The organism is Sinorhizobium chiapasense, from assembly GCF_045277575.1.
In the GTDB taxonomy this organism is placed as follows: Bacteria; Pseudomonadota; Alphaproteobacteria; order Rhizobiales; family Rhizobiaceae; genus Ensifer; species Ensifer chiapasense_A.
The window spans coordinates 3,466,422-3,493,312 of sequence record NZ_CP144205.1 but is presented as its reverse complement, the minus strand read 5'-3'; the positions used below and the strand labels follow the sequence as shown (position 1 = coordinate 3,493,312).

The following is a 26,891-nucleotide window of genomic DNA, read 5'->3' as shown; positions in this document are numbered from 1 at the left end:
CTGCTAAGCGCCCCGGACACCCATTCCGACATGCGAGCGCCGTCGAGCCGCCGTGGCCAATGGGACGCGGGGAGGGGCGCTCTGATACCCAGAACCTCGCGCAGGTGCCGAAATCAGGGGCTTCCCGACGGCCGAGCGCCAGAAGTGGTGAACGTTCATGGATAGCCGCAGTCGACTGCAGGAACTGGTGCCGAAGCTGGTCCTTGCCCCGAGCTTCCTTATCGTCCTCGTCTTTGTTTACGGCTTCATCGCCTATACCGGCTTTCTGTCGATGACAGACAGCAAGATGCTGCCGTCCTACAACTTCGTGGGCTTAAGCAACTATGCGAAACTGTGGGCGCTGCCGCACTGGTGGCGGGCGGTGAGCAACCTGGCGATCTTCGCCGTGCTCTATATCGCCATCTGCTCCGTGCTCGGCCTGGGACTGGCGATCCTGCTCGACCAGAAGATCCGCGCCGAAGGCTTTCTGAGGCCGATCTACCTCTATCCGATGGCACTTTCCTTCATCGTCACCGGTACCGCCTGGAAGTGGTTCCTCGATCCCGGCATCGGGCTTGAGAACACCATGCATCTCTGGGGCTGGGAGAGCTTCTCCTTCAACTGGATCAAGGATCGCAACTACGCGATCTACTGCGTCGTCATCGCCGCGGTCTGGCAGTCGACCGGCTTCATCATGGCGATGTTCCTGGCGGGCCTTCGCGGTGTCGACAACGAAATCATCAAGGCGGCGCAGATCGACGGCGCCAAGACCTCGACGATCTATCGCCGGATCATCATTCCGCTGATGCGGCCCGTATTCCTCTCGGCTTTCGTGGTCCTCGCCCATCTCGCGATCAAGGCCTATGACCTGATCATCGCCTTGACCGGCGGCGGCCCGGGCCAGGCGACCGAGCTGCCGGCGACCTTCATGTATTCCTACACCTTCACCCGCAACCAGATGGGCATCGGCGCGTCCTCGGCGATCATCATGCTGGTGATGATCTTCTCGATCATCGTGCCCTATCTCTATTCCGAAATCCGGGGAGCAAAACGCTGATGAGCGCTCCGAGCCCAGACAACATCATCTCGCACAACCGCCTCACCCGGGCGCTGATCTACACCGCGCTGATCTTCTTCGCGCTCTATTCGCTGCTGCCGCTCTACGTGATGGTGGTGAACTCGCTGAAGCCGCTCGACGAGATCCGCCAGGGTGGCATGCTCAACCTGCCGCAGACCTGGACCATCGAGCCCTGGCTCTCGGCCTGGTCGACGGCGCAGATCGGCGTTCAGCCGACCGGCCTCAAGCCCTTCTTCATCAACTCGATCCTGATGGTGGTGCCGGCCGTGGCGATCTCGACGATCGTCGGTGCGCTGAACGGCTACGTCTTGACGAAGTGGCGGTTTCCCGGTGCCAACATCTTCTTCGGCATGCTGCTGCTCTCCTGCTTCATTCCGTTCCAGATCGTGCTGATCCCGATGGCGCGCATCCTCGGCATCCTCGGGCTCGCCGGGTCGATCTGGGGTCTGATCATGGTGCATGTGGTTTACGGTATCGGCTTCACGACGCTCTATTTCCGCAACTACTACGAGGCCTTCCCGACCGAGTTGGTGCGCGCGGCGCAGATCGATGGCGCAAGCTTCTTCCAGATCTTCTGGCGCATCCTCTTGCCGTCCTCGGGTCCGATCATCGTCGTCTCGGTCATCTGGCAGTTCACCAACATCTGGAACGACTTCCTGTTCGGCGCCTCCTTCTCCGGCCCCTATTCGACGCCGATGACGGTCGCGCTCAACAACCTCGTTTCGTCCTCGACAGGCGTCAAGGAATACAACGTTCACTTCGCGGGCGCGATCCTCGCTGCCCTGCCAACGCTCATCGTCTACATCGTGTCCGGCCGCTACTTCGTTCGCGGTCTGATGTCGGGCGCCGTGAAAGGATAAGCTCATGTCTTTCTTGAAAATCACCAACCTGCGCAAATCCTATGGTTCGCTCGAGATCCTGAAGGACATCAACCTCGAAATCGAAGAGGGCGGCTTCCTCGTGCTGGTCGGCCCGTCCGGCTGCGGCAAGTCGACCCTGCTCAACACCATTGCCGGGCTTGAGCCGATCACCTCGGGTGATATTGCCATCAAGGGCCGCTCGGTCGCGGATCTGCATCCGTCGAAGCGCGACATCGCCATGGTGTTCCAGTCCTACGCGCTCTATCCGAACATGACGGTCGCCGGAAACATCGCCTTCGGCATGGAAATCCGCGGCGTGCCGAAGGAGGAGCGCGAAAAGGCGATCAAGCAGGTCGCGGACATGCTGCAGATCGGCCATCTGCTCGACCGCAAGCCGAGCCAGCTTTCCGGCGGTCAGCGCCAGCGCGTCGCCATGGGCCGGGCGCTGGTGCGCAATCCGCAGGTCTTCCTGTTCGACGAGCCGCTTTCGAACCTCGATGCCAAGCTGCGTGTCGACATGCGCACGGAGATCAAACGGCTGCATAACCGCATGAAGACGACGATCGTCTACGTCACCCACGACCAGATCGAGGCGATGACGCTGGCGACGAAGATCGCCGTCTTGAAGGATGGCGTGCTGCAGCAGTTCGGAACACCGGCCGAGATCTACAACAACCCGGCCAACATGTTCGTTGCCGACTTCATGGGGTCGCCGGCGATGAACCTCCTGACCGCGCGGATCGAAAAGAGCGGCTCCGATATCGCGGTGGCGCTGGCGCGTCCGAATTCCGAACCGCTGAAGCTTGCGGTGCCGCACGCCAATGGCGCGCTGTCGGCCTATGCCGGCAAGGACGTCGTTTTCGGCATCCGTCCGGAAGCACTGACCGATCCTGACGGCGCCGACCGCAACGCCAAGGTGGTCGCCGAGGGCGATTGCCTGATCGAGGTGGTGGAGCCTGCCGGCTCCGATACCTTTGCGGTCACCCGTCTCGGCGGCAAGGAGATCGTCGCCCGGTTGAGAGCCGATGCCCGCATTGCGGCTGGCCAGACCTCGCGCCTTGCCTTCAACCTCGACAAGGCGGTGTTCTTCGATCCGCAGAGCCAGCAGCGGATCGCGTAACCGACGATGCAGACGCAGCCGGACATCGTCATCATCGGTTCGGGGATCGGCGGCTCCACCATTGCGGCGGGGCTCGCCGGCTCCGGTGCCCGCATCGCCATACTCGAGCGGGGCGAACGCCTGCCCGATACTCCGGATGCGCGAAGCTACAACTCGATCTTCGTCAAGGGCCATTTCCGGCCTCGGGAAATGTGGCGTGAGCCTGACGGTACGGAGTTCAATCCGGGAAACTTCTATTTCGTCGGCGGCAATTCCAAACTCTTCGGTGCGGTGCTGCTGCGCTATCGTGCCGAGGATTTCACCGAGATGCAGCATCTCGGCGGCGTTTCGCCGGCCTGGCCCTTTCCCTACGAAGAGCTGGAGCCGTGGTACGGCAAAGCCGAGCAATTGTTCGAGGTGCGCGGCGAATTGGGCGAGGATCCGACGGAGCCGTTCCACACCACGCCTTACCCTCACGGACCTGTACCGGACGAGCCGGCCATTGCGCGTGCTCGCGCCGAGCTGAAGGCGCAGGGGCTCAATCCGGCGACGCTGCCGCTCGGTGTCGACATCGAGACGTGGCTGGCCGGCGGGCGCACGCCGTGGGATGGTTTTCCCAATACCGGCGAAGGCAAGAGGGATGCCGAGACCGCATCGCTTGCCTCCGCGCTGAAGGACCCCAATATCGAGCTGATCACCTCTGCCCATGTCGACACGCTGGAGGCAGGCCCGGGCGGCCGGATCGAGGCGATCCACTACACCCATAGGGGCGAGAAGAAGAAGTTGTCGTCGAAGCTGGTGATCCTGTCGGCAGGCGCAATCAACTCGGCCGCGATCCTGCTGCGCTCCGGCGACGGCAAGGGGCTCGCCAACGCTTCCGACCAGGTCGGCCGCAACTTCATGAACCACAATTGCAGTGCCATGCTGGCGATCAATCCGTTCAGGCGCAATGACAGCATCTACCAGAAGACGTTGATGCTGAACGATTATTACCTGACTGGCGGCCGGGACGGCTTACCGCTTGGCAACGTCCAGCTTCTCGGCAAGATCAACGGCGATATCCTCAAGGCCAATGCGCCGCGAGTAATTGGCACCTGGGCGCCGCGCTTCGCCTTCGACTTCATGGCCGGCCATGCGGTGGATTGGTACATGATGACGGAGGACTTGCCGAATCCCGAAAGCCGCATCATGGTCGACGGCAAGGGCATCATCATGCAGTGGCGGCGCTCGAACATGGAAGCGCTTTCGGGTCTCGAAGCGAAGATGCGCGCGCACTTCAAGGCTGCCGGCTATCCGATCGTGCTGTCCCAGGCCTTCGACAAGCGGACGCCATCGCATCAGTGTGGCACGGTGCGGATCGGCAAGGACCCGAAGGACGCGCCGCTCGATGCCTATTGCCGCGCCTTCGACCATCCGAACCTCTTCGTCGTCGACGCCGGCTTCCTGCCCACATCCGCTGCCGTCAATCCGGCGTTGACCGTCGCCGCCCAGGCGCTCAGGGTCGCCGACCATATCGCCACGAGGGAGTTGCGCTCATGACGTCATCGACGCGTCCCGTCGCCATCGTCACCGGCGGCCGCCGCGGCATCGGTCTCGGCATTGCCCGTGCGCTTGCCCGAGAAGGTTTCGACATCGCCATCACAGGCCTCGGTGCCGCAGATGCCACGACCGCCCAGACGCTTTCGGAACTTTCAAGCGGCCACGGCCGGGCCATCTACATTGAGGCGAACCTCGCCGATGTCAGCGGCCATGCCGCGACCGTCGAGCGGGTTCGCGCCGAGCTCGGCCCGATCCGCTGCCTCGTCAACAATGCCGGCATCGCCTCGGTGGTCCGGGGAGACTTCCTCGATCTGCTGCCGGAGAACTTCGACACGATCGTCGCCACCAATCTGCGCGGCACGGTGTTCTTCACCCAGGCGGTGCTGGTGTCGATGCTGACCGATCCGGCCGACGTGACGCCGCGGTCGATCATCAACATCACCTCGGTTTCGGCGACGATGAGTTCGCCGGAGCGGCTCGACTATTGCATGACCAAGGCCGGCCTTGCTGCCTTCAGCCAGGGGCTGGCGCTCCGGCTTGCCAATACCGGTATCTCGGTGTTCGAGGTCCGGCCCGGCATCATCCGCTCCGATATGACCGCGGGCGTTTCGGCGAAATACGACGCCCTGATCGATGGTGGGCTGGTGCCGATGCGGCGTTGGGGTGAGCCGGAGGACATCGGCAACATGGTGGCCGGGCTTGCCGGCGGCAAATTCGGCTTTGCAACGGGCTCGGTCATCCAGGCGGATGGCGGCCTTTCGATTGGCCGGCTCTAGGGACAGGCAGGACTTTTGAGGCTCGCAAGCGGGCAGGTTTTGGAATTATCACGTCGAAAATTTGGAACGTTCCAAATTGCGGCGGCGGAGGAAGACAGGGAATGAGCTACGACTACATCATCACCGGCGCCGGTCCGGCCGGCTGCGTTCTTGCCAATCGCCTCTCCGAGGATCCTTCGGTTCGTGTCCTGCTGCTGGAGGCCGGCGGCGGCGACTGGAACCCGCTGTTCCACATGCCGGCGGGCTTTGCCAAGATGACCAAGGGGGTCGCGAGCTGGGGCTGGCACACGGTGCCGCAAAAACACATGAAGGACAGGGTACTGCGCTACACCCAGGCCAAGGTGATCGGCGGCGGCTCGTCGATCAATGCCCAGCTCTATACCCGCGGCAATGCCGCCGACTACGACCTCTGGGCGTCGGAGGACGGCTGCAGCGGCTGGGACTATCGGAGCGTGCTTCCCTATTTCAAGCGCGCCGAGGACAACCAGCGTTTCGCCGACGATTACCATGCCTATGGCGGGCCGCTCGGAGTTTCGATGCCGGTCTCGGCGCTGCCGATCTGCGACGCCTATATCCGCGCCGGCCAGGAACTCGGCATTCCCTATAACCACGATTTCAACGGCCGCCAGCAGGCGGGCGTCGGTTTCTACCAGCTCACCCAGCGCAATCGCCGCCGATCGAGCGCCTCGCTTGCCTATCTCTCGCCGATCAAGGATCGCCGCAACCTGACGGTCCGGACCGGTGCGCGCGTCGCGCGGATCGTGCTCGAAGGTACACGCGCCGTCGGCGTCGAAGTCGTCACCAGCAAGGGCAGCGAGATCATCCGGGCCGAGCGCGAGGTACTCGTTTCCTCCGGCGCCATCGGTTCGCCAAAGCTGCTCTTGCAATCCGGCATCGGCCCGGCCGATCACCTGAAATCGGTGGGCGTCTCGGTGAAACACGACCTGCCGGGTGTCGGTGGCAACCTGCAGGATCACCTCGATCTCTTCGTGATTTCCGAATGCACCGGCGACCACACCTATGACGGCGTGGCCAAACTTCATCGTACGCTATGGGCTGGGCTGCAATATGTGCTGTTCCGTTCCGGCCCGGTGGCCTCCTCGCTCTTTGAGACCGGCGGCTTCTGGTACGCCGATCCCGAAGCCCGCTCGCCCGATATCCAGTTCCATCTGGGTCTCGGGTCCGGCATCGAGGCGGGCGTGGAGAGACTGAAGAACGCCGGCGTGACGCTCAACTCCGCCTATCTGCATCCGCGCTCGTGCGGAACCGTGCGGCTTTCATCGTCCGATCCGGCGGCAGCGCCGCTGATCGATCCCAACTACTGGGAGGATCCGCATGACCGCAAGATGTCGATCGAGGGCCTGAAGATTGCCCGCGAGATCATGCAGCAGGCAGCACTCAAGCCGTTCGTCTTGGCGGAGCGTCTGCCGGGCAATTCAGTTGCGACCGACGCCCAGCTCTTCGATTATGGCTGCGCCAACGCCAAGACCGATCACCACCCGGTTGGAACCTGCAAGATGGGGACGGATGCCTCGGCTGTGGTCGGGCTTGACCTCAAGGTGCGCGGGCTCGAGGGCCTTCGGGTCTGCGACAGCTCTGTGATGCCGCGGGTTCCCTCTTGCAACACCAACGGACCGACGATCATGATGGGGGAAAAGGGCGCCGACATCATCCGCGAGCGCCCGCCCCTGCCACCAGCGATCTTCGCCCACGAACGCAACGACAGCCGCCCGCGCGCCCGCGCCGAGATCCGTTGAGGTCCCCATGATCCGCCATTGTGTCTTCATCCGCTTCCGCCCCGAAATCACCAAGGAGGAAAAGGTGGCGATCTTCGACGAGATCGTCGCGCTGAAATCGCGGCTGCCCGGATTCATGGCGGCCCATATCGGCGGCAATGTCAGCCCGGAAGTGGGCATGGACAAGGGCCATGGCCTGGGCTTCATCATCGACTTCACCGATGCGGTGGCGCGCGATACCTATCTGGAAGACCCGGAACATCGCAAGACCGGCGCCAAGATCGTCGCGGCGGCCGAGGGCGGCGTCGCCGGCATCTTCGTCTACGACCTCGAAATCGCCGCTTGAGCCCGACGATGATCGAAGCGCGCCCCTTCCTCACTCGACTTTTCGAGGCGGCCGTTCGAGCCGCCGATCCCTATGAGGCGATCAAGGCGCATCTCCCCGAACCGCCGAAGGGGCGGACGGTCGTCGTCGGTGCTGGCAAGGCGGCCAGCCAGATGGCGGCGGCCTTCGAGAAGCTCTGGCAGCATCCCTGTAGTGGCACCGTGGTGGCGCGTCATGGGCCGGTGGAGCATTGCGAGCGGATCACGGTGCTGCAATCGGCCCATCCGGTGCCGGATGAGGCGGGACTTGTCGCATCGGATACCTTGCTCAAGGCCGTGGCGGGCCTGACCGCCGACGATCTTGTCATCGCCTTGATCTCCGGCGGCGGCTCGGCGCTGCTGCCGGCGCCGCCCGGGGGGGTGACGCTTGCCGATGAGATCGCCGTCAACAGGGCGCTGCTCGCCTCGGGCGCGCCGATCTCGGCGATGAACGTCGTGCGCAAACACGTGTCGCGGATCAAGGGTGGGCGGCTTGCCGCAGTGGCTTTCCCGGCTCGCGTCGTCAGCCTCGTGGTCTCCGACGTGCCCGGCGACAACCCGGCCTTCGTCGCCTCCGGCCCGACCGTTCCGGACCGCAGCACCGCGGAAGAGGCGCTCGACATCATCACCCGCTACCGGATGCAGCTCCCCGATGGAGTGATGGCGCATCTGCGTTCGGAAGCGGCCGCAGCGCCCGATCCGGATGATCCCCGATTCGCCGGGCATCGTTGCCATGTCATCGCTTCGGCCAGCGTGTCGCTGGAGGCGGCCGCCGCCAAGGCGCGGGAACTCGGCATCGAAGCGCGTATCCTCTCCGATGCCGTCGAAGGCGAGGCCCGCGACATCGGCCGCATGCATGCGGCGCTGGCGCGCGAGGTAGCGCTCCGGAATCGCCCCTTCGACAAGCCGGTGGTTCTGCTTTCCGGCGGCGAAACGACGGTGACGATCTCAGGTAAGGACTACGGCAAGGGCGGCCGCAACAGCGAATTGCTGCTGTCGCTGGCGCTCGACATCGAGGGGATGACGGGCATCGACGCGCTTGCGGCGGATACGGATGGCATCGACGGTTCGGAAGACAATGCCGGGGCGTTTGCCGATGGCGAGAGCATAACCCGCATGCGGGCGGCGGGCATTGATCCGCGCCTGCATCTCGCCCGACATGATGCCTGGTCAGCCTTTGCCGCCAGCGGCGACCTCTTCGTCCCCGGGCCGACCGGAACGAATGTCAACGATTTCCGGGCGCTGCTGATCCGCTAAGAAGGCGGCTCACGCAGAGACGTTAGCCGGATTCTTGAGCCGTACTTAAAAGTGCAACGCCGCCGCGGAGATCCTCGGCGGCGGCGTTGTTTTTGACGCTTTTGATGTTGCTTACTTGGCGTGCTTCAGCGCGTCACCGAGGGTCGAGACGATCTCGCCGAAATGCTCTTCTTCGGCGATCAGCGGCGGCGAGAAGGCGATGATGTCGCCGGTGACGCGGATCAGCAGGCCCTTCTCGAAGCAATCGACGAAGACGTCATAGGCGCGGGCGCCGATCGCGCCATCACGCGATTGCAGTTCGATGCCGGCGATGAGGCCGATCGTGCGGATGTCGATGACATGCGGCAGACCCTTCAGCGAATGCATGGCGTCGTGCCAGGCGTCCTGCAGCTCGACGGCGCGGGTCATCAGGCCCTCGTCGCGGTAGATGTCGAGCGTGGCGATGCCGGCGGCACAGGCGGCCGGGTGGCCGGAATAGGTGTAGCCGTGGAAGAGCTCGATCGCGTTTTCCGGGCCATGCATCAGCGCATCGTGGACCTTGCGGCTGGCAAAGACCGCGCCCATCGGGATCGCGCCGTTGGTGAGCCCCTTGGCGGTGGTGACCAGGTCCGCCGTGACGCCGAAGAAGTCCGTAGCAAAGGGCGCACCGAGGCGGCCGAAGCCGGTAATGACTTCATCGAAGATCAAGAGGATGCCGTGCTTGTCGCAGATGGTGCGCAGCCGCTCGAGGTAGCCCTTCGGCGGGATCAGCACGCCGGTCGAGCCGGCAACCGGTTCGACGATGCAGGCGGCGATGGTTTCGGCGCCGTGCAGCGCGACCAGCCGCTCGAGGTCGTCGGCAAGCTCGGCGCCATGTTCCGGCTGGCCCTTGACGAAGGCGTTCTTGGCAAGGTCATGGGTATGGCGCAGATGGTCGGAGCCCGGGAGCTGCGGGAAGACGCGGCGGTTGTTGAGGATGCCGCCGACCGAAATGCCGCCGAAGCCGACGCCGTGATAGCCACGCTCGCGGCCGATGAGGCGCGTGCGGGTGCCCTGACCGATGGCGCGCTGGTAGGCGATCGCGATCTTCAGTGCGGTATCGACCGATTCAGAACCCGAGCCGGTGAAGAACACGCGGTCAAGTTTCTGGCCTTCCGGGCCTGGCGCGATCTCGGCGAGGCGTTCGGCAAAATCGAAGGCGATCGGATGACCCATCTGGAAGGAGGGGGCGAAATCCATGGTCGAAAGCTGGCGCTCGACGGCAGCCGCGATCTGGCGGCGGCCGTGGCCGGCGTTGACGCACCAGAGCCCGGCGGTACCGTCGAGGATCGTGCGTCCATCGGTGCTGGTGTAGTGCATGCCCTCGGCCGAGGCGAGCAGCCGGGGTGCCGCCTTGAACTGCCGGTTGGCGGTAAAGGGCATCCAATAGCTGTCGAGAACGGGGGCGTTGGGTTTGGTGTGCTGGTTCATGGCATCCTCCTGAGGTCGCGCGATTGACGCCATGATTTGATTTGCCAAACAAGTCCTTTTCTGCTGTCAGTTAAAGCGTTGATTTATAAAGATACGAGATCGCGTGTTTGCGCTATACCGAACAACCTGAACAGGGGGCATGCGCCCATGACCGTCGACATCGGAAACCGGCTTCGCCATCTGAGGCTGATGCACAACCTGTCGCAACGCGAACTCGCCAAGCGCGCCGGCGTCACCAACTCGACGATCTCGCTGATCGAATCGAACGCCTCCAACCCTTCCGTCGGCGCACTGAAGCGCATCCTCGACGGCATTCCGATCGGGCTTGCCGAGTTCTTCTCCTTCGAGCCGGAGAAGCCGCGCAAAGCGTTCTATGCGGCGGAGGAACTGGTTGAGATCGGCAAGGGACCGATTTCCTATCGCCAGATCGGCGAGAACCTCTTCGGCCGCAGCCTGCAGATCCTGAAGGAATGCTACCAGCCGGGCGCCGACACCGGAAAGGTGCCGCTGGTGCATGATGGCGAGGAGGGGGGAATCGTGCTTTCGGGGCGCATCGAGGTCACCGTCGATGACGAGCGGCGGATCCTAGGGCCCGGGGATGCCTATTATTTCGAAAGCCGGCGACCGCATCGCTTTCGCTGCGTCGGGCCGGTGCCCTGCGAGGTCATCAGCGCTTGTACGCCGCCGACGTTTTGAGGCGGGGGCCGCCCGAATCGCAGCGGTGAGGTGGAAGAATGCTCCTCATCCCGCTGCCGCGACCTTCTCCCCGTTCTGACGGGGAGAAGGGACATGAGGCGTGCTCCCCAATCCCTCTCAAAATCTGTGGAGGTGCGGAGCTACTCTTGAGAAGCGGCGCCGACCAGAAAACCTGTCCTTGGAGATAGAAAGTGTTGGTACGGCGGTCCGACCGTCCCCTCGCCCCGCTTGCGGGGAGAGGGCCAGGGTGAGGGGCCAATCAGCCCGTTACGAAAGCCGCGCGCAGGCGTCGGCGATGCGTTTCAGCGCTTCCTTCAGCTCCGTTTCCGAGGTCGCATAGGAGATGCGGAAGAAGGGCGAGAGACCGAAGGCGGAGCCCGGAACGACGGCGACATGGGCGTCGTCGAGCAGGTAGGCGCAGAAGTCCGCATCCGTCTCGATCTTCTTGCCCGAGGGCGTGACCTTGCCGAGCATGCCGGCGCAGCCGGAGAAGGTGTAGAAGGCGCCTTCCGGGACGCGGCAGTCGAGGCCGTCGATGGCGTTGAGGCCGTTGACGACGAGATCGCGGCGGCGCTGGAAGCTGGCCGTGCGTTCCTTCAGGAATTCCTGCGGACCGGTCAGCGCGGCAACCGAAGCGGCCTGGCTGACGGAGGAGGGGCAGGAGGTCGCCTGGCTCTGGACGACGGCCATCGCCTTGATCAGATCGCGCGGGCCACCGGCATAACCGATGCGCCAGCCGGTCATGGCATAGGCCTTGGAGACGCCGTTGACCGTGAGCGTCCGGTCCTTGAGGCGGGGCTCGAGCTGGGCCGGGGTGACGAAGCGGAAGCCGTCATAGACGATGTGCTCGTACATGTCGTCGACCAGCAGCCAGACATGCGGATGCTTCAAGAGCACGTCGAGCAGCGGGCGGTAGTCGGCAGCGCTGTAGGCGGCACCGGACGGGTTCGACGGCGAGTTCAGGAGCACCCAACGCGTCTTCGGCGTGATGGCCGCTTCGAGCTTGTCGGCGGTCAGCCGGAAGCCGGAGGAGGCGTCGCAGGGGATCAGAACCGGCTTGCCTTCGCAGATCTGGACGATATCCGAATAGGAGGTCCAATAGGGCGTCGGAATGATCACTTCGTCGCCGGGATTGATCGACGCCATCATGGCGTTGAAGAGGATCTGCTTGGCGCCGGTCGCCACCGTGATCTCGTCCTGCTCGTAGGCAAGGCCGTTCTCGCGCTGGAACTTCTCGCGGATCGCCTTCTTCAGTTCCGGCGTGCCGTCGAGCGCGGTGTACTTCGTTTCGCCGCGCCGGATCGCTTCGCAGGCGGCGTCCTTGACGGTGTCGGGCGTGTCGAAATCCGGCTCGCCCGCACCGAGGATGATCACCGGCTTGCCTTCGCGCTTCATGGCTTGCGCGCGGGCGCCGATCTTGAGGATTTCGGACACCCCGATCGAGGAGATCCGCGAGGCGGGCTGAAAGCCCGCCCCCTTGACCGTTGCATTGATGGTCATGATCGAATCCTACCGGTGCGCCGATTATTCGATGTCGAACGACACGCCCTGCGCCAGCGGCAGAGCCTTCGAATAGTTCACCGTGTTGGTGGCGCGACGCATATAGGCCTTCCACGAATCGGAACCGGATTCGCGGCCGCCGCCGGTTTCCTTCTCACCGCCGAAGGCGCCGCCGATTTCGGCGCCCGAGGTGCCGATGTTGACGTTGGCGATACCGCAATCCGAACCGTCGACGGCGAGGAAGCGTTCCGATTCCTGCATGTCGCGGGTGAAGATCGAGGACGACAGGCCGGCTGCGACCGCATTGTGGTCGGCGAGAACGGCGTCGAAGTCGCTGTACTTCATGACGTAGAGGATCGGCGCGAAGGTTTCTTCGAGAACCGGGCCAGTCTGCTTCGGCATTTCGACCAGCGCGGGCTTGACGTAGAAGCCGTTGTCATAGCCGAGGTCGACGCGTTCGCCGCCGGTGACAGTGCCGCCGTGCGACTTCGCTTCACCGATCGCCTTCTGCATGCCGTCGAAGGCCGCCTTGTCGACGAGCGGGCCGACGAGGGCCGTCGTTTCCAGCGGGTTGCCGACCGATACCGAGCCATAGGCCTTCTTCAGGCGCGGAACGAGCTGGTCGTAGATGCTCTCGTGCACGAAGAGGCGACGCATGGTGGTGCAGCGCTGGCCGGCGGTGCCCATGGCGCCGAAGGCGATGGCGCGCAAAGCCATGTCGAGGTCGGCCGAGGGGCAGACGATGCCGGCATTGTTGCCGCCGAGTTCGAGGATGGCGCGGGCGAAGCGCTTGGCGAGGCGCGGGCCGACGTCGCGGCCCATGCGGGTGGAGCCGGTGGCCGAAACGAGCGGAACCTTCGGGTTGTCGACGAGGACTTCACCGACGGTGCGGTCGCCGATCAGCACCTGCGACAGGCCTGCCGGAGCGTCACCGAAGCGGGCGAGCGCGCGCTCGAAGATCGCCTGCGAGGCAAGCGCGGTGAGCGGGGTCTTTTCCGACGGCTTCCAGACGACCGAGTTGCCGCAGACGAGCGCCAGCGCAGTGTTCCACGACCAGACGGCGACCGGGAAGTTGAAGGCGGAGATGACGCCGACGACGCCGAGCGGATGCCAGGTTTCCATCATGCGGTGGCCGGGGCGCTCGGTGGCGATCGTCAGGCCGTAGAGCTGGCGGGAGAGACCGACGGCGAAATCGCAGATGTCGATCATTTCCTGCACTTCGCCGAGGCCTTCGGAGGTGATCTTGCCGGCTTCGATCGAAACCAGGCGGCCGAGGTCGGCCTTGAAGGCGCGCAGTTCTTCGCCGAGCAGGCGGATCAGTTCGCCGCGCTTCGGCGCCGGAACGAGACGCCAGGCCTTGAAGGCTTCATGGGCCTGTTCGATCTTGGCAGCGGCTTCAACGGCCGAAACGGTCTTGAGGCTGGCGATCTTCTCGCCGGTGACCGGGCTATAGGACGGCATGTCGCCGCCGGTGTAGAGTTCCTTGGCGACGCCCATCTTTTCGAGAAGCGCTGCGGCTTCCTTGGTCACGTCGACTTTCTTGGTTGCGATATTCATGGTCTGACTCCCGTTTTCCTTAGATCATTCGTTTGAGCGGAATGCGGGCGGAAAACCGCATACACTTTTCCTCATTCCGCTCTGGCCTACCCAAAGCGCACGCTGCCGAGCTTTCCCGGCGAGGTGAGCGTCTTCAGGCCTGCGGCCATGTCCTTGAGTTTGTCTGGTGTATAAAAGTCGTAATAGGCCTGGTTGCGGCGGCCGATCGCATGTTCCGCGCTGAAGCTGCCGTGATACTCCTCGACGGCGACGGCGAAAACCCATTCGCGAAGCCGCGGTTCGAAGGTCTCATCCTTGAGAAGGTCGCTGTCCTTCGGCACGACGAGGTTGAAGTGCACGCCACCGTCGCCGATATGGCCGAAATCGCAGACGGTCACGTCAGGAAATTTCGCCGGTATTTCGCCCTTCATATGGTCGCAGAAGGCCATGATGTCACCCCTGCGGAAGGAGACATCGAAGGCGATCAGCTTGCCCAAGTGCTTGACGCCTTCGGAAAGCGCGTGGCGCAGCGCCCAGACTTCGTGCGGTGGGCCGACGAAAGCATCGGCGAGCGGCGCCGATTCCATTTCCCAGATCTCGGCCAGCGCCGATTCCAGCACGGCGTCGAGCGACTGTTCGCCCTCGCGCGGCGCCCAGGTGCGGCTGATCTCGGCGAGGATGACGTAATCAGGAACGTTGCCGCCCTGGAACGGGTTCTTCAGCGACGGCACATGGGCAAAAGCCGCCTTCACGGCGTTCTTCGACATGCCCTCGAAAGCCGAGAGATAGACGCCGAGGCGCTCTTCCATGGCGCGGAGCAGCGGCATCACATGGGCACCGCTGGCCGGAACCAGCAATGCCGTTGCCGTCTGCTGCGGCAGGCGCTCGAGGTTCAGGACGCATTCGGTGACGATGCCGAAGGCGCCCGACGTGCCGAAGAAGATCTGTTTCCAGTCGACACCGGTGTTGTTCTTGCGCAGGTCGCTTTGCAGGTCGAGAACGGTGCCGTCCTCGTCCGCCAGCACGACCTTGAGGCCCAGAGTATTGCGACGCACGTCGCCGTATTTCAGGAAGCGTGAACCGCCGGTGTTGGTGGCGATCATGCCGCCGATGCGCGGGTCGGCGCCGAGATCGATCGGGAAGAACAGGCCGTGCTCTTCCAGGCGCCGGTTGAGATCGGACAGCCGGAAGCCGGCATCGAGCCGTACCGAACGGTTGTCGAGGTCGAGATCGAAGTGCTTGGTCAGCCGGTCAAGGCTGAGGACAACTTCATCACCCGACTGGTCCGGGGTCGAGCCGGAGACGAGGCCGGTGTTGCCGGATTGCGGGATCAGAGCGATGCCGCTCGTGACGCAATAGGCAACGGCAGCAGAGACTTCCTCCGTCGTCGCCGGCCGCAGAACGAGTGAGGTCCGGCCGCGATCGTAGCGCGCGCCGGTCTCGTAGGCTTCCAGGTCTTCAGGACGCGTGACGACACCCTTGTCTCCAAGGATGTCACTCAGCGCGTCGATGTGCCGTTTGTCGATCATCGGACAAGCATCATTCCGCAGCGATCGCGCCGGTCAAGGCCCTGATGCAGCTTTCGATCGATGCCTGCTCGATGCCGGCATAATGGTCGAACTCGTTGAGCACGGTCGCACCGAGGTCGCTCTCGAAGCGCTTCTGGTTCGGGCTGGCGACGAAGTCCTGCTGGGCGCCGTCGCCGAGGTTCGACTGGAAGATGCCTGCGGCGCTGACCGGCAGGAAGTCTTCGTAGACGATGGCGTCGAACTGGACGAGGCCGGCGGCGATCAGCGCTTCGATGTCGCGTGCCGGGGAGATACCGGCCTTGCGGCCCTTCTCCGTCAGAGAGTAGCTGAAATAGCCGAGACCGGCTTCGCGGATACCTGCCCAGGTATCGGGGAACGGTTCGAATGCCTTGGCGAGTGCCGCTTCGTATTCGCGGGCATTCGAGCCGTCGGCCGCCGGGCGGACGATCTTGCGCGAGGCGTCGAGCAGTTCGTCGTAGAGCGCGCGGCCCTTCGGGGTCAGCGCAATGCCGCGCTGTTCGATCTCGCCGAAGCGGGCGGTGTGCGAACCGGCCTTCCAGGTGCCGTCAGCATCCCTGAAGGAGACCGGTTCTTCCAGTGCCTTGAACGAGGTCTGGCGCAAGAGGATCGGGCACCTGCGGGTCGGCGGCCCTTCGACGACAGCCTTCGGGGCGATGGCGTATTCCGGCATCTGCGCCTGCACCTTGTCGATGTCGAGCGTGCGTGGCGTCAGGTGGTTGATGTGCGGGCCCTTGAAGGAGACGACGTCGGCGATCAGGCGATGGGCGTCATGCAGGCGCTTGTACATGTCGGCGCTGACATTGGCCTTGTCATGCCAGCGGAAGGTTTCGAGCACTTCCGAGACGAAACGTTCGGCGTCGGCCTTGTCGAGGCCGCCGTCGCGCTCAGCCTTTTGCGTGAGCTCCACGGCGCCTGTGGTGAAGATCTGGCGCGCGGCGAGGATGACCTCGGCTTCGGCGCGCAGCGCTTCGTCGGCGATCAGGTCGAGACGCAGCAGCGAAGTGAAGACGCGGAACGGGTTGCGCTTCAGCGCGGCCTCGCCGACCGGGCGGAAGGCGGTCGAATGGACGGGGACGCCGGCGGTCGACAGGTCGTAGTAGCCGACCGGATACATGCCCATGACGGCGAAGACGCGGCGCATCATTGCGAGCTCGGCCGGCGTGCCCAAGCGGATCGCGCCGTGGCGTTCCTCGGAGATACGGTCGAGCGAATCCGTGGCGTCCAGGCGCTCCTTCAGCAGCGGGTCGGCGGCGAGCGTATCGTCGTTCACCTTGGCGACCAGTTCCATCAGCGTGCCGTAGGCCGGCACCTCTTCGCGGTACATGACCGACATGGCTGCGGAAAAGGCCGAACGGATGTCGTCGGCGGATACGAAACTATTCTCTTTCACTGGGGCTCGCCTCGCGCTATGGGTGAAGGACAAGGTCATTCTCATTTCGGATCATATCCGATCGAACTGGCCATTGATCGCGTTGCTTCTGACTATGTTGATGCGAGGCTGGAATGAAGTTAAGCCGCAGGCTGGTTCCCGACGTGACGACGCTGCAGGCGTTCGAATGCGCGGCGCGACACGGCAGCTTCACGCAGGCCGCAGCCGAGCTGAACCTCACCCAAAGCGCTGTCAGCCGGCAGATCAAGGATCTCGAAAACCAGCTCGGCGTGCTCCTGTTCGAGCGCGTGCGCCAGCGGGTGATCCTGTCGGATGCGGGCCAGAAGTTCCTGCCCGAGGTTCGCCGTCTCCTCAACCAGACCGAGGAACTGATGGTGCGCGCCATGGCGTCGGCCCGGGCGGACTCGACGCTGTCGATCGCCTCGCTGCCAACCTTCGGCAGCCGCTGGCTGGTGCCGCGTCTTCCCGATTTCCTCAAGCGCCATCCGGATACGGTGCTGAACATCGCCTCCCGCTCCGCGCCTTTCGATTTCGACGAACAGAACTTCGATCTTGCGATCCACTACGGCCAACCGGTTTGGGCGCGCGCCACCTGCAGCTACCTCTGCAGCGAGATCATCGTGCCGGCTGCAAGCCCCGCCTTGCTGGCGGATCATCCGGTCAAGACTCCCGAGGATCTCGTCGCCGGCCCGTTGCTGCACCTCGCCACCCGCCCGAAGCTCTGGGCGCAATGGTTCGAGGCGAACGACATGGACGGCCGCGGCGCCTATCGCGGCAACCGCTTCGACCAGTTCTCCATGGTGATCGAAGCGGCGACGGCGGGGCTCGGTTTTGCGCTGCTGCCACGCTACCTGATCGAGCAGGAAATTGCCGCCGGCACGCTCAGCATCGTGCTCGACCGGCCGATGAAGACGGAAAACAGCTATTATCTCGCCGTGCCCGAGGGCAAGCTCGAAAACCCGATCAGCCTGGCCTTCCGGGAGTGGATTACCGAGCAGGTGGGCTGACGGATTTTCTCTAAATCGAGGGAACCTTCCTCGCCGCTTCACGTTTCGCCTCGTCTGCCATCCGCGATGAAGCTTGAGAAGAGGGCAATTGAGAGAGCTGTATCAAAGTGCCATTGGGGGCGCCCGCAGCGGCCGGTTTCGGCTTGATTCGTCTGTGCGCAAATCGTCCAAACTTATATGAGCAATCCTTGCAAGCTGTTGGCACCACGGCTAAAAAATGCCATTTTCATGCATCACGCGGCCTTGAAAACCAATGCGCCGCCGGCTTTGCGATCTCCGATGCCCAGTCGAGGGCGGTGCCTGTTACCGCCAGTTCCCCACCTGCGGGAATTGACGGTGGATGGGAGGACACATGACCGTGTCTAGCAACGCGCCGGCTCAGCCTGAATTCTCAGGTCCGCAGCCAACCCGGCAACCCAACGAGGACCGGGCCGATCAACCCCGGCTGGATTCAGAACCCGTACCCATGCAGCTTCAAACTACGCCGCCCACCTCTCCGCGCGAACCGGAAGCAAAGCAGATCGATTACAACGATTCGATCCGCGCCACCTTCTTCTCGATGGAGGACCTCCGGCAATGCGGCGAGGATCTCGCATTGAAGGGTGCCTCCGCACTGCCGGGGTTCTTCCCGTTCGAGTTCCGCCCGCGGCATCGTGAAAACGAGAACGAGATCCTGCGCGTCTACCGGGCGACGGCCGCCGACGTGGAGGCCGGGGCGACGATAACGCCGGCCGCCGAGTGGCTGCTCGACAACCACCACGTCGTCGAAGAGGCGATCCAGGAAGTCCGGCGCGACTTCCCGCGCCGGTTCTATCGTCAGCTTCCGACGCTCTCGGTTTCGGGCACGGTGATCCCGCGCACCATGGCGCTCGCCTGGCTCTATGTCGCCCACACGCACAGCACGGTGACGCGCGAAAGCATCACGGCGATGGTCGAGGGCTTCCAGAAGCGCGAGACCTTCAAGATCGGCGAACTCTGGGCGCTGCCGTCGATCCTGCGCTTCGTGCTGATCGAAAATCTCCGCCGGATCGCCATTCGCGTCGAGCGCTCGCGCGGCATGCGCCGCAAGGCAAACGATGTCGCCGACCAGATCATCCGCCTGAACGATCCGGAAAAATGTCGGGCGCTGCTTGCGGAGTCGGAAGCTCTGGCGGCCGACAACACCTTCGTCGCGCAACTGCTCTACCGCATGCGTGACGGCTCGCAGACTTCGGGCGCCGTCATCGGCTGGATCGAGGAGCAGCTCGAGAAACGCGGCAGCGACGTCGAGAACGCGCTGGTCGCGGAGCAGAATCGCCTGTCGTCCGGTAACGCGACGATGAGCAACATCATCCGCAGCCTGCGCGAAATCGACGACACCGATTGGGCCGTCTGGTTCGAAAGCGTCAGCAAGATCGACGCGGCGCTGCGCGAGGGCTCCGACTATGCAGCGCTCGATTTCGGCTCGCGCAACAAGTATCGCGACACGATCGAGAAGCTGGCACGCCGCTCCGGTCACAGCGAATACGAGGTGACGCAGATCGCCATCGAGATGGTGCGCGAGGCGGAAGCCGCGGCCGCGACCGAAGCGCCGCTGCAGGAGCCGAACGTCGGTTCCTTCCTCGTCGGCAAGCAGCGCAAGATGCTCGAGAAGAGGATCGGCTACCGACCCTCGCTGCTGCAGACGATCATCCGTATCAGCCGCAAGCTCGACTGGTTCGCAATCGCCGGACCGAACATCCTCTTGACGATCCTGGCGATGATCGCCGTCTTTTCCTTCGTCAGTCCGATGGACATTCCGAACGGTGCGAAGCTGATCATGTTGCTTCTTTTCGCGCTTCCGGCCTCGGAAGGCGCGATGGGCCTGTTCAACACGCTGGTGACGCTGTTCGTCAAACCTTCGCGACTTGTCGGCTATGAATTCCTCGACGGCATTCCCGAGCATGCCCGTACCCTCGTCGTCGTGCCCTGCCTGATCGCCAAGCGCGACCATGTCGACGAACTCGTGCGCAATCTCGAGGTACACTACCTGGCCAACCCGCGTGGCGAGATCTACTTCGCGCTTTTGAGCGACTGGGCGGATAGCAAGGCGGAGGAGTCGAGCACAGATTCCGACGTGCTCGACTACGCCAAGCGCGAGATTGCCCAGCTTTCGGCGCGCTACGCCTATGACGGCAAGACGCGCTTCTATCTCCTGCATCGCCGCCGCCTGTTCAACGAACAGGAAGGGGTGTGGATGGGCTGGGAGCGCAAGCGCGGCAAGCTGCACGAGCTGAACATGCTGCTTCGCGGCGACCGCGACACCTCGTTCCTGCAGGGCGCCAACACGGTGCCGGACAATGTTCAGTACGTCATGACGCTCGATTCCGACACGCGGCTGATGCGCGATGCGGTGACGAAGCTCGTCGGCAAGATCTACCATCCGATCAACCGCCCGGTGGTCGACCCTAAGACGCAGAACGTGATCGCCGGCTACAGCCTGCTGCAGCCGCGCGTGACGCCGTCGCTGACCACGGGCAGCGAAGCCTCGGCCTTCCAGCGCATCTTCTCGGCCAACCGCGGCATCGACCCCTATGTCTTCACCGTTTCCGACGTCTACCAGGACATCGCCGGCGAAGGCAGCTTCACCGGCAAGGGCCTCTACCATGTCGACGCCTTCGAGGCGGCGCTGAAGGGCCGGATCCAGGAAAACGCCGTTCTCAGCCACGACCTGCTCGAGGGCTCCTATGTGCGCTGCGCGCTGGTGACCGACGTCGAGCTCGTCGAGGATTTCCCGACCCGCTATGAGGTCGAGATGTCGCGCCAGCATCGCTGGGCACGCGGCGACTGGCAGCTTCTGCCCTACATCTTCAACTTCTCGAACGGGCTGTCGATGCTCGGCCGCTGGAAGATGTACGACAACCTGCGCCGCTCACTGATCCCGCTCGCCTGGCTCGTCGCCTCGGTCATGGGCTGGTACTATATGGAACCGACGGAAGCGTTGATCTGGCAGATCGTGCTGATCTTCAGCTTGTTCGTGGCCCCGACCCTGTCGCTGATCAACGGCCTCCTGCCGCGCCGCAACGACATCGTCGCCCGCGCCCACCTTCACGCCGTGCTCACCGAAATCCGCGCCGCCAACGCGCAAGTGGCGCTCCGCATCGTCTTCATCGCCCATAATGCGGCGATGATGGGCGACGCGATCGTGCGCTCGCTTTACCGCACCTTCGTCAGCGGCAAGCTGATGCTCGAATGGCGTACGGCGGCGCAGGTGCAGAGCGCCGGCCACGGCACGATCGGCGATTACTATCGCGCCATGTGGATCGCGCCGGCGCTTTCGGCGCTTTCGCTGGCACTTGCCGCGATCTCCGACACCGGCCTGCCGTTCATCGGCATTCCCTTCGCGCTGCTCTGGGCGCTGTCGCCTGCCGTTGCCTGGTTCGTCAGCCAGTCGGCCGAAACCGAGGACCAGCTCGTCGTCTCCGACGAGGCAATCGACGAGATGCGCCTGATTGCGCGTCGCACCTGGCGTTATTTCGAGACCTTCGTCACCGCCGAGCAGCACTTCCTGCCGCCGGACAACTTCCAGGAAACGCCGCAGCCGGTATTGGCCGAGCGCACCTCGCCGACCAATATCGGTGTCTACCTGCTGTCGGTTATGTCGGCGCGCGATTTCGGCTGGATCGGCTTCGAGGAGACGATCAACCGGCTGGAGCAGACGATCGCCACCATCGACCGGATGCCGAAGTATCGCGGCCACCTGTTCAACTGGTATCGGACGAATACGCTCGACACGATGGAGCCGCGCTACATCTCGTCGGTCGACAGCGGCAACCTTGCCGGTCACCTGATCGCCGTGTCGTCGATGTGCCGCGACTGGGCCGAGGCGCCCTCGGCGCATGTCCAGGGCAGCCTGGACGGTATCGGCGACGTCGTCGCGATCCTCCAGGAGGTGCTGCGCGAACTGCCCGACGACCGCAAAACGGTCCGGCCGCTGCGTCGCCTGATCGAGGAACGCATCGTCGGCTTCCAGAACGCTCTTGCCGCAGTCAAGCGCGAGCGCGAGTTCGCGTCGATCCGGGTTATCAACCTCGCCGTGCTGGCGCGCGACATGCACAAGCTCACCGTCAACCTCGACCACGAGGTGCGCACGCCGCAAAGCACTGAAGTGACGAAATGGGCAAACGCACTGGTCAGCACCTGTGAAGCCCATATTGCCGACGGTGTCTTCGACCTCAGTGCGATCGAATCGCTGCGCCAGCGCCTGCTGGTGCTGAAGGACCGCGCCCGCGACATCGCCTTCTCGATGGATTTCAGCTTCCTGTTCCGGCCGGAGCGGCGCCTGCTGTCGATCGGCTTCCGGGTCAACGCCAACGAGCTCGACGAGGCCTGCTACGACCTTCTCGCCTCGGAAGCCCGTCTCACCAGCCTGTTTGCCATCGCCAAGGGCGACCTGCCGACCGAGCACTGGTACAAGCTCGGCCGTCCGATCGTGCCGATCGGCGCGCGCGGCGCGCTGATCTCCTGGTCGGGCTCGATGTTCGAATATCTGATGCCGCCGCTGGTCATGCAGGAGCGGCAGGGCGGCATCCTCAACCAGACCAACAATCTGGTGGTGAAGGAGCAGATCAACCACGGCCGCCGCCTCGGCACGCCCTGGGGCATTTCGGAAGCCGCATTCAATGCGCGCGATCACGAACTCACCTACCAGTACACCAACTTCGGTGTGCCGACGCTCGGCCTGAAACGCGGCCTCGGCCAGAACGCGGTCATCGCGCCCTACGCCTCGATTCTTGCCTGCATGTACGATCCGAAATCGGCGCTCGCCAACCTCGGACGTCTGCGCGAGGTCGGCGCGCTCGGCGTTTACGGCTTCCACGATGCCGTCGACTTCACGCCGACGCGCGTGCCCGAGGGCCAGAAATGCGCGGTCGTGCGCAACTACTATGCGCACCACCATGGCATGTCGATCGCGGCTGTCGCCAACGTCGTCTTCAATGGTCGCCTGCGCGAGTGGTTCCACGCCGATCCGGTGATCGAGGCCGCTGAACTCTTGCTGCAGGAAAAGGCGCCGCGCGACATCCCGATCATGAACGCCAAGCGCGAGCCGGAATCGGTCGGCAAGGGCCAGGACGATCTCCTGCGTCCGGAAGTCCGCATCATCGAGAACCCGCTGGCGCAGGACCGCGAGACCGTGTTCCTCTCCAACGGTCACTACTCGGTCATGCTGACCGCCAATGGTGCCGGCTATGCCCGCTGGAACGGCCAGTCCGTCACACGTTGGAAGCCGGATCCGGTCGAGGATCGCACCGGAACCTTCATCTTCCTGCGCGACACGACCACCGGTGATTGGTGGTCGGCGACATCGGAGCCGCGCCGCGCCGCCGGCGAGAAGGTGCTGACCCGCTTCGGCGACGACAAGGCCGAATTCGTCAAGACGGTCGGCGATCTCACCAGCGAAGTGGAGTGCATCGTCGCCACCGAACACGACGCGGAAGGCCGCCGGGTCATCTTGCTCAATACCGGTGCCCAGGATCGCTTCATCGAAGTGACCTCCTATGCCGAGCCGGTGCTTTCGACCGACGAGGCCGACAGCGCGCATCCGGCCTTCTCGAAAATGTTCGTGCGCACGGAAATCAGCCGCCGTGGCGACGTCATCCGTGTCAGCCGCAACAAGCGCAGCTCCACCGATCCGGACATGGAAGTGGCGCATCTCGTCACCGACAATGCCGGCAGCGATCGCCATACGGAAGCGGAGACCGACCGTCGCCGCTTCATCGGCCCGGGCCGGACGCTTGCCGAGGCGGCCGCCTTCGACACGGATGCGGTGCTTTCCGGAACCGATGGTTTTACCCTCGATCCGATCATGTCGCTGCGCCGCGTCGTCCGCGTGCCTGCTGGCAAGAAGGTCAGCGTCGTCTTCTGGACGATCGCTGCGCCGAGCCGCGAGGAGGTCGATCGGGCGATCGACCGCTACCGCCATCCGGAGACCTTCAACCAGGAGCTCATCCACGCCTGGACCCGCAGCCAGGTGCAGATGCGCCATGTCGGCGTGACGTCGCAGGAGGCGGCGAGCTTCCAGATGCTGGGCCGCTATCTCGTCTATCCGGACATGCACCTGCGTGCCGATACGGCGACGGTGCAGGCCGGCCTCGACTCCCAGTCGAAGCTCTGGCCGCTGGCGATCTCGGGCGACTATCCGATCTTCTGCCTCCGCATCAATGACGACGGCGACCTCGGCATTGCGCGTGAGGCCCTGCGCGCCCAGGAATACCTGCGCGCCCGCGGCATCACCGCCGACCTCGTCATCATCAACGAGCGTGCCTCGTCCTATGCGCAGGACATGCAGCACGCGCTCGATTCCATGTGCGAGAACCTCAGGCTTCGTGGTCTTTCGGACGGCCCGCGCCAGCACATCTTCTCGGTGCGCCGCGACTTGATGGAGGCGGAGACCTGGTCGACGCTGCTGTCGGCTTCGCGCGCCGTGTTCCACGCCCGTAACGGCACGATCTCCGATCAGATCGCCCGCGCCAACTCGCTCTATTCGCCGGCGCCGGTGAAGGGTAGCGAGAAGAGCGGTGAGTTCGTCGGGCCGCTGCTGGCGGCACCGCAGGAGAAGGCAGACGTAGCCCCCGCGGAAATCAAGGGCGATGGCCTTTCCTTCTGGAACGGTTTCGGCGGCTTTGCCGAAGGCGGTCGCGAATACGTTGTGCGCCTGCGTGGCGGCGAAGCGACGCCGCAGCCCTGGATCAACGTCATCTCCAACGAGCAGTTCGGCTTCCACGTTTCGGCGGAAGGGGCGGCCTTCTCCTGGAGCCGCAACTCGCGCGATTACCAGTTGACGCCGTGGACGAACGACACGGTCATCAACCGTCCGGGCGAAGCGATCTTCATCCGCGACCTGGAGAGCGGTTCGGTGTCGACGCCCTATGCGTCGCTCTCGCGCCGCCGCTCCGTCGTCTTCGAAACCGCACACGGGCTCGGCTATTCGAGCTTCCGCAGTACCCAGGACGGCCTCGAGATCGAGGCGACTCATACGGTCCATCGGAGCCTGCCGGCAAAGCTCATCCGGGTCTCGATCCGGAACCGTACGGCGACGGCGCGGCGGTTGAGGCTCTACGGCTATAACGAGTGGGTGCTCGGCAACAACCGCGCCCGCTCGGCACCCTTCATCCTCTCGAAGTGGGATGAAGAGGCAGCCGCGCTGGTCGCAACCAACCCCTACAGCATCGACTATGCCGGTCGGTTCGCCTTCTTCACGGTCGAAGGGGGCCAGGCGGCCGGCTACACGGCGAGCCGCCGGGAGTTCCTGGGCTCGCTCGGCGGCATCCTCGTGCCGCAAGCGGTGCTTTCGGGTACCGAACTCTCCGGTTCCGTCGACGTCGACGGCGATCCCTGCGCCGTCGTTGCGTCCGATCTGATGATCGAACCCGGCGCCGAGCGGCAGGTCACCTTCATTCTCGGCGATACCGACAATGAGGATCAGTTTCGCGCCGTTATCGGTGAGCTGCGCGAGATCGCATTCGATACGGTACTGGACGCGGCAAAGACGTTCTGGCGCGATTTCACCGATATCGTGAAGGTGGAAACGCCGGACCCGGCCTTCGACGCCATGATCAACAACTGGCTGCCCTACCAGAGCCTCGGCTGCCGCATCATGGCACGCTCCGCCTTCTACCAGGCGAGCGGTGCCTTCGGCTTCCGCGACCAGCTGCAGGACACGCTGGCCTTCCTGATCCACCGGCCGGAGCTTGCCCGGGCGCAGATCCTGAACGCCGCGGCCCGGCAGTTCGTCGAGGGTGACGTGCAGCACTGGTGGCTGCCGGGAACCGGCGCCGGCGTGCGCACGATGATTTCCGACGACGTCGTCTGGCTGGCCCATGCCGTCACCCATTACTGCTCGGTGACCGGTACGTCCGACATCCTGGCGGAACAGATCGCCTTCATCAGCGGGCCGGCGCTCGAAGAGGGCCAGCACGATGCCTTCTACAAGCCTGACATTTCCGAGGAGGTCGGCGACGTCTACGAGCACTGTGCGCGCGCGCTCGATCTCGCGATCAAGCGGACCGGCAAGAACGGCCTGCCGTTGATCCTCGGCGGTGACTGGAACGATGGCATGAACCGTGTCGGCGCTGCCGGCAAGGGCACCAGCACCTGGCTCGGCTGGTTCCTCGCGGGCACCCTGCGTGGCTTCCTGCCTTACGCGCGCGAGCGCAAGGACCAGGCACGCGTCACCCGCTGGGAGTCGCATCTGGAAACCCTGAAGAAGGCGCTCGATATCGCCGGCTGGGACGGCGACTACTATCGCCGAGGTTATTACGACGACGGCACACCGCTCGGCACGAGCGAGGCGCTCGAATGCCGGATCGATTCGATCGGTCAATCCTGGAGCGTGCTTTCGGGCGAAGGCGACGAGCAGCGCTCGCTCAAGGCCATGGACGCGGTCATGGCCGAACTCGTCGATCCGGATCAGCACATCGTCCGGCTGTTCACGCCGCCGCTCGAACGGACGTCGCAGGACCCGGGCTACATCAAGGCCTATCCGCCCGGCGTGCGCGAGAATGGCGGGCAATATACCCATGCGGCCACCTGGGTGGCGCTGGCCTTCGCCGAACAGGGCAGGGCGGAGGAGGCCTGGCGCGTCTTCCAGATGCTGAACCCGGTCTCGCATGCCGGAAGCCGGGAGGCGGCGGAACACTACCGCGTCGAGCCCTATGTCGTCGCCGCCGATATCTATGGCGAAGGCGATCTCGCGGGACGCGGCGGCTGGACCTGGTATACCGGGTCGGCCGGTTGGCTCTATCGCGTCGGCATCGAGGGTATTCTCGGAATCCGCAGGCAGGGCGACAAGCTGGTCATCAGGCCGGTGCTGCCGGCGGCCTGGGACGGCTACTCCGCCGAGGTGACGCTGAACGGTGCGCGGCACAAGATTTCCGTGCAGCGCGACCAGAAAAGTGGCGAGCCGATCGTCAGCATAAACAATAGTGTCACAAAAAACGCGCATGAAGGCATTTTGCTGTAACTGCCGGCACTGAAGACAGGACGAGACCGGCTTTGTTCCCGCAAGGGCAAGGCCGGTTTTTCTTTGCGGAAGTGTCGGCGGCACGACCTCGACGGC

General features: G+C 64.1%; 16 protein-coding genes. 11 read left to right on the top strand and 5 right to left on the bottom strand.

The window, feature by feature from the left end; all coding sequences use genetic code 11:
* The first annotated feature begins 157 nt into the window (after positions 1-157).
* The 8 genes from QM996_RS16810 to QM996_RS16775 all read left to right on the top strand — a co-directional run bounded on the left by QM996_RS16810 (position 158) and on the right by QM996_RS16775 (position 8,687).
* Positions 158-1,036: a carbohydrate ABC transporter permease gene (locus QM996_RS16810; protein ID WP_429814510.1), complete on the top strand. Its 879-nt coding sequence runs from the start codon at positions 158-160 to the stop codon at positions 1,034-1,036.
* A complete protein-coding gene (locus QM996_RS16805) occupies positions 1,036-1,917 on the top strand; it encodes a carbohydrate ABC transporter permease (protein ID WP_500268418.1) in 882 nt (293 codons plus the stop codon). Before QM996_RS16810 ends, QM996_RS16805 begins: the two co-directional genes overlap by 1 nt.
* Positions 1,918-1,921: 4 nt before the next feature.
* The gene (locus tag QM996_RS16800; RefSeq protein ID WP_429814515.1) at positions 1,922-3,037 is read left to right on the top strand and encodes an ABC transporter ATP-binding protein; all 1,116 of its coding nucleotides are present in this window, start codon (positions 1,922-1,924) and stop codon (positions 3,035-3,037) included.
* 6 nt (positions 3,038-3,043) lie between these two features.
* Positions 3,044-4,555, top strand: a complete 1,512-nt coding sequence (locus QM996_RS16795; protein WP_500268417.1) for a GMC family oxidoreductase — start codon at positions 3,044-3,046, stop codon at positions 4,553-4,555.
* Entirely contained in the window at positions 4,552-5,331 is a 780-nt protein-coding gene (locus QM996_RS16790; RefSeq protein WP_500268416.1) for a 3-ketoacyl-ACP reductase, read from the top strand. Before QM996_RS16795 ends, QM996_RS16790 begins: the two co-directional genes overlap by 4 nt.
* Before the next feature lie 101 nt (positions 5,332-5,432).
* Positions 5,433-7,088, top strand: coding sequence for a GMC family oxidoreductase (locus tag QM996_RS16785; RefSeq protein WP_500268415.1), 1,656 nt, complete (start codon positions 5,433-5,435; stop codon positions 7,086-7,088).
* Between the two features lie 7 nt (positions 7,089-7,095).
* Complete coding sequence (locus QM996_RS16780; protein ID WP_500268414.1) at positions 7,096-7,413, top strand: Dabb family protein; 318 nt, start codon at positions 7,096-7,098, stop codon at positions 7,411-7,413.
* An 8-nt stretch (positions 7,414-7,421) separates the two neighbouring features.
* Positions 7,422-8,687: a glycerate kinase type-2 family protein gene (locus QM996_RS16775; RefSeq protein WP_500268413.1), complete on the top strand. Its 1,266-nt coding sequence runs from the start codon at positions 7,422-7,424 to the stop codon at positions 8,685-8,687.
* 111 nt (positions 8,688-8,798) lie between these two features.
* Here QM996_RS16775 and aptA read toward each other — a convergent pair whose 3' ends face one another.
* Positions 8,799-10,136 carry an aspartate aminotransferase family protein gene (aptA, locus tag QM996_RS16770; RefSeq protein WP_500268412.1) on the bottom strand — a complete coding sequence of 446 codons (1,338 nt, stop codon included), beginning with the start codon at positions 10,134-10,136 and terminating at the stop codon, positions 8,799-8,801.
* A gap of 147 nt (positions 10,137-10,283) precedes the next feature.
* Between aptA and QM996_RS16765 the strand changes: the two genes are divergently transcribed.
* On the top strand, positions 10,284-10,832 hold the full coding sequence (locus QM996_RS16765) for a cupin domain-containing protein (RefSeq protein WP_057255083.1): 549 nt from the start codon (positions 10,284-10,286) through the stop codon (positions 10,830-10,832).
* Between the two features lie 267 nt (positions 10,833-11,099).
* Here QM996_RS16765 and QM996_RS16760 read toward each other — a convergent pair whose 3' ends face one another.
* From QM996_RS16760 to hglS, 4 genes are all read right to left on the bottom strand, one after another.
* A complete protein-coding gene (locus QM996_RS16760; RefSeq protein WP_500268411.1) occupies positions 11,100-12,332 on the bottom strand; it encodes a pyridoxal phosphate-dependent aminotransferase in 1,233 nt (410 codons plus the stop codon).
* 24 nt (positions 12,333-12,356) lie between these two features.
* Positions 12,357-13,889 carry an aldehyde dehydrogenase family protein gene (amaB, locus tag QM996_RS16755; RefSeq protein WP_500268410.1) on the bottom strand — a complete coding sequence of 511 codons (1,533 nt, stop codon included), beginning with the start codon at positions 13,887-13,889 and terminating at the stop codon, positions 12,357-12,359.
* Between the two features lie 86 nt (positions 13,890-13,975).
* Positions 13,976-15,397 carry an FAD-binding oxidoreductase gene (locus QM996_RS16750; protein WP_500268409.1) on the bottom strand — a complete coding sequence of 474 codons (1,422 nt, stop codon included), beginning with the start codon at positions 15,395-15,397 and terminating at the stop codon, positions 13,976-13,978.
* Between the two features lie 10 nt (positions 15,398-15,407).
* Positions 15,408-16,808 (bottom strand): VOC family protein, encoded by a 1,401-nt coding sequence (gene hglS, locus QM996_RS16745; protein WP_500268408.1) that lies wholly within the window; start codon positions 16,806-16,808, stop codon positions 15,408-15,410.
* 113 nt (positions 16,809-16,921) lie between these two features.
* On the opposite strand from hglS, the gene QM996_RS16740 reads away from it, so the two are divergent.
* A complete protein-coding gene (locus tag QM996_RS16740) occupies positions 16,922-17,815 on the top strand; it encodes a LysR family transcriptional regulator (RefSeq protein ID WP_500268407.1) in 894 nt (297 codons plus the stop codon).
* 352 nt (positions 17,816-18,167) lie between these two features.
* A complete protein-coding gene (gene ndvB / locus QM996_RS16735) occupies positions 18,168-26,795 on the top strand; it encodes a glycoside hydrolase family 94 protein (protein ID WP_500268406.1) in 8,628 nt (2,875 codons plus the stop codon).
* The last annotated feature ends 96 nt before the right edge of the window (positions 26,796-26,891 follow it).

What these genes read in the sequence shown, in the direction of transcription:
- QM996_RS16810 (WP_429814510.1), top strand. Translation starts at nt 158, where the DNA reads ATGGATAGCCGCAGTCGACTGCAGGAACTGGTGCCGAAGCTGGTCCTT.
- QM996_RS16805 (WP_500268418.1), top strand. Translation starts at nt 1,036, where the DNA reads ATGAGCGCTCCGAGCCCAGACAACATCATCTCGCACAACCGCCTCACC.
- QM996_RS16800 (WP_429814515.1), top strand. Translation starts at nt 1,922, where the DNA reads ATGTCTTTCTTGAAAATCACCAACCTGCGCAAATCCTATGGTTCGCTC.
- QM996_RS16795 (WP_500268417.1), top strand. Translation starts at nt 3,044, where the DNA reads ATGCAGACGCAGCCGGACATCGTCATCATCGGTTCGGGGATCGGCGGC.
- QM996_RS16790 (WP_500268416.1), top strand. Translation starts at nt 4,552, where the DNA reads ATGACGTCATCGACGCGTCCCGTCGCCATCGTCACCGGCGGCCGCCGC.
- QM996_RS16785 (WP_500268415.1), top strand. Translation starts at nt 5,433, where the DNA reads ATGAGCTACGACTACATCATCACCGGCGCCGGTCCGGCCGGCTGCGTT.
- QM996_RS16780 (WP_500268414.1), top strand. Translation starts at nt 7,096, where the DNA reads ATGATCCGCCATTGTGTCTTCATCCGCTTCCGCCCCGAAATCACCAAG.
- QM996_RS16775 (WP_500268413.1), top strand. Translation starts at nt 7,422, where the DNA reads ATGATCGAAGCGCGCCCCTTCCTCACTCGACTTTTCGAGGCGGCCGTT.
- aptA (WP_500268412.1), bottom strand. Translation starts at nt 10,136, where the DNA reads ATGAACCAGCACACCAAACCCAACGCCCCCGTTCTCGACAGCTATTGG.
- QM996_RS16765 (WP_057255083.1), top strand. Translation starts at nt 10,284, where the DNA reads ATGACCGTCGACATCGGAAACCGGCTTCGCCATCTGAGGCTGATGCAC.
- QM996_RS16760 (WP_500268411.1), bottom strand. Translation starts at nt 12,332, where the DNA reads ATGACCATCAATGCAACGGTCAAGGGGGCGGGCTTTCAGCCCGCCTCG.
- amaB (WP_500268410.1), bottom strand. Translation starts at nt 13,889, where the DNA reads ATGAATATCGCAACCAAGAAAGTCGACGTGACCAAGGAAGCCGCAGCG.
- QM996_RS16750 (WP_500268409.1), bottom strand. Translation starts at nt 15,397, where the DNA reads ATGATCGACAAACGGCACATCGACGCGCTGAGTGACATCCTTGGAGAC.
- QM996_RS16740 (WP_500268407.1), top strand. Translation starts at nt 16,922, where the DNA reads ATGAAGTTAAGCCGCAGGCTGGTTCCCGACGTGACGACGCTGCAGGCG.
- ndvB (WP_500268406.1), top strand. Translation starts at nt 18,168, where the DNA reads ATGACCGTGTCTAGCAACGCGCCGGCTCAGCCTGAATTCTCAGGTCCG.